The organism is Secundilactobacillus hailunensis (assembly GCF_005405185.1).
Taxonomy (GTDB): Bacteria; Bacillota; Bacilli; order Lactobacillales; family Lactobacillaceae; genus Secundilactobacillus; species Secundilactobacillus hailunensis.
On sequence record NZ_BJDO01000081.1, the window covers coordinates 1 to 3,256 of the forward strand.

General features: G+C 50.2%; 2 rRNA genes. Both read right to left on the reverse strand.

What is annotated here, in order from left to right:
- Positions 1-117, reverse strand: a 5S ribosomal RNA gene (gene rrf, locus FFM73_RS12010).
- A 67-nt stretch (positions 118-184) separates the two neighbouring features.
- Positions 185-3,102: ribosomal RNA gene (locus tag FFM73_RS12015) — 23S ribosomal RNA — on the reverse strand.
- Between the last annotated feature and the right edge of the window lie 154 nt (positions 3,103-3,256).

Below are 3,256 nucleotides of genomic sequence, written 5' to 3' on the forward strand. Positions count from 1 at the left end.
GCGTGGCAACGTCCTACCCTCGCAGGGGGCGATCCCCCAACTACTCTTGGCGTGCTGAAGCTTAACTACTGTGTTCGGCATGGGAACAGGTGTATCCTTCAGGCTATCGCCACCACACTATTGAGAACTGATGCTCTCAAAACTAGACAATATCATTTTCTTTTACCGATGAACACCACTACTCGTGGTTAAGTCCTCGACCGATTAGTACTAGTCCGCTCCGTGCATCGCTGCACTTCCACTTCTAGCCTATCTACCTGATCATCTCTCAGGGGTCTTACTTCCATAAAGGAATGGGAAATCTCATCTTGAGGCGAGTTTCACACTTAGATGCTTTCAGCGTTTATCTCATCCACACATAGCTACTCAGCAATGCGCCTGGCGGCACAACTGATACACCAGCGGTGTGTCCATTCCGGTCCTCTCGTACTAGGAACAGCTCCTCTCAAATTTCCTACGCCCGCGACGGATAGGGACCGAACTGTCTCACGACGTTCTGAACCCAGCTCGCGTACCGCTTTAATGGGCGAACAGCCCAACCCTTGGGACCGACTACAGCCCCAGGATGCGATGAGCCGACATCGAGGTGCCAAACCTCCCCGTCGATGTGGACTCTTGGGGGAGATAAGCCTGTTATCCCCAGGGTAGCTTTTATCCGTTGAGCGACGGCCCTTCCATACGGTACCGCCGGATCACTAAGCCCGACTTTCGTCCCTGCTCGACCTGTCTGTCTCGCAGTCAAGCTCCCTTGTGCCTTTACACTCTGCGAATGATTTCCAACCATTCTGAGGGAACCTTTGGGCGCCTCCGTTACTTTTTGGGAGGCGACCGCCCCAGTCAAACTACCTACCTGACACTGTCTCCCGCCACGCTGAGTGGCGCGGGTTAGAGTGTTCACACAACAAGGGTCGTATCCCACCAGCGCCTCCACCGAAACTAGCGTTCCGGCTTCTACGGCTCCGACCTATCCTGTACAAGTTGTGTCAACACCCAATATCAAGCTATAGTAAAGCTCCATGGGGTCTTTCCGTCCTGTCGCGGGTAACCTGCATCTTCACAGGTACTATAATTTCACCGAGTCTCTTGTTGAGACAGTGCCCAGATCGTTACGCCTTTCGTGCGGGTCGGAACTTACCCGACAAGGAATTTCGCTACCTTAGGACCGTTATAGTTACGGCCGCCGTTTACTGGGGCTTCATTTCTGGGCTTCGCCGAAGCTAACTCATCCACTTAACCTTCCAGCACCGGGCAGGCGTCAGCCCCTATACGTCATCTTACGATTTTGCAGAAACCTGTGTTTTTGATAAACAGTCGCCTGGGCCTTTTCACTGCGGCTGCACTTGCGTGCAGCACCCCTTCTCCCGAAGTTACGGGGTCATTTTGCCGAGTTCCTTAACAAGAGTTCACTCGCTCACCTTAGGATACTCTCCTCGACTACCTGTGTCGGTTTGCGGTACGGGTAGTAAGATACTCACTAGAAGCTTTTCTCGGCAGTGTGACGTCAGCCACTTCCCTACTTAAATTCGGTCCTCATCACAGCTTGTCTACCCGGTTGTAAGCATTTAACTAACAACCAGACTTGCTGCTTGAACGCACATATCCAACAGTGCGCATAGCTTAGCCTCCTGCGTCCCTCCATCGTTCAAACATATCTTACTAGTACAGGAATATCAACCTGTTGGCCATCGTCTACGCCTTGCGGCCTCGACTTAGGTCCCGACTAACCCTGGGAGGACGAGCCTTCCCCAGGAAACCTTAGTCATTCGGTGGATCAGATTCTCACTGATCTTTCGCTACTCATACCGGCATTCTCACTTCTAAGCGCTCCACTAGTCCTTACGATCTAGCTTCACCGCCCTTAGAACGCTCTCCTATCACGCAACCTAATGGTTGCATCCACAATTTCGGTGGTATCCTTAGCCCCGGTACATTTTCGGCGCAAAATCACTCGGCTAGTGAGCTATTACGCACTCTTTAAATGGTGGCTGCTTCTGAGCCAACATCCTAGCTGTCTATGCAACTTCACCGCCTTTTCCACTTAGGATACACTTAGGGACCTTAATTGGTGGTCTGGGCTGTTCCCCTTTCGACGATGGATCTTATCACTCACCGTCTGACTCCCGGATATAAATCTATGGCATTCGGAGTTTATCTGAATTCAGTAACCCATGACGGGCCCCTAGTCCAAACAGTGCTCTACCTCCACGATTCTTCATCCGAGGCTAGCCCTAAAGCTATTTCGGAGAGAACCAGCTATCTCCAAGTTCGTTTGGAATTTCACCGCTACCCACACCTCATCCCAGCACTTTTCAACGTACACGGGTTCGGGCCTCCAGTGCGTTTTACCGCACCTTCACCCTGGACATGGGTAGGTCACCTGGTTTCGGGTCTACATCAACATACTGAAACGCCCGTTTCAGACTCGCTTTCGCTACGGCTCCGACTTTTCATCTTAACCTTGCATGTTAACGTAACTCGCCGGTTCATTCTACAAAAGGCACGCTGTCACCCATTAACGGGCTCCAACTAATTGTAGGCACATGGTTTCAGGAACTATTTCACTCCCCTTCCGGGGTGCTTTTCACCTTTCCCTCACGGTACTGGTTCACTATCGGTCACTAGGGAGTATTTAGCCTTGGGAGATGGTCCTCCCGGATTCCGACCAGGTTTCACGTGTCTGGCCGTACTCAGGATCCTGAACTGAGGGCAACGAATTTCGTCTACGGGGCTATCACCCGCTATGGCCGGTCTTCCCAAACCGTTCGACTATTCATTGCTTTGGTAACTCAAATGTTCAGTCCTACAACCCCAGGAAGCAAGCTTCCTGGTTTGGGCTGTTCCCACTTCGCTCGCCGCTACTATGGGAATCGCAATTGCTTTCTCTTCCTGTGGGTACTTAGATGTTTCAGTTCCCCACGTCTGCCAATACTTAGCTATGTATTCACTAAGCATTAATCATCGATTAAGATGATTGGGTTTCCCCATTCGGAAATCTCCGGATCAAAGCTTACGTACAGCTCCCCGAAGCATATCGGTGTTAGTCCCGTCCTTCATCGGCTCCTAGTGCCAAGGCATTCACCATGCGCCCTTGATAACTTAACCTCATCACTAATGTGATGGATCAATTGAGTATTACGCGAAGTAAATAAACTTTACTAATAAAAAACTCAAAAATACGCGGTGTTCTCGGCTTAATTAATGAAATTATTAATTAATATAAAAGAAAATTGATATTATCTAGTTTTCAAAGAACCAG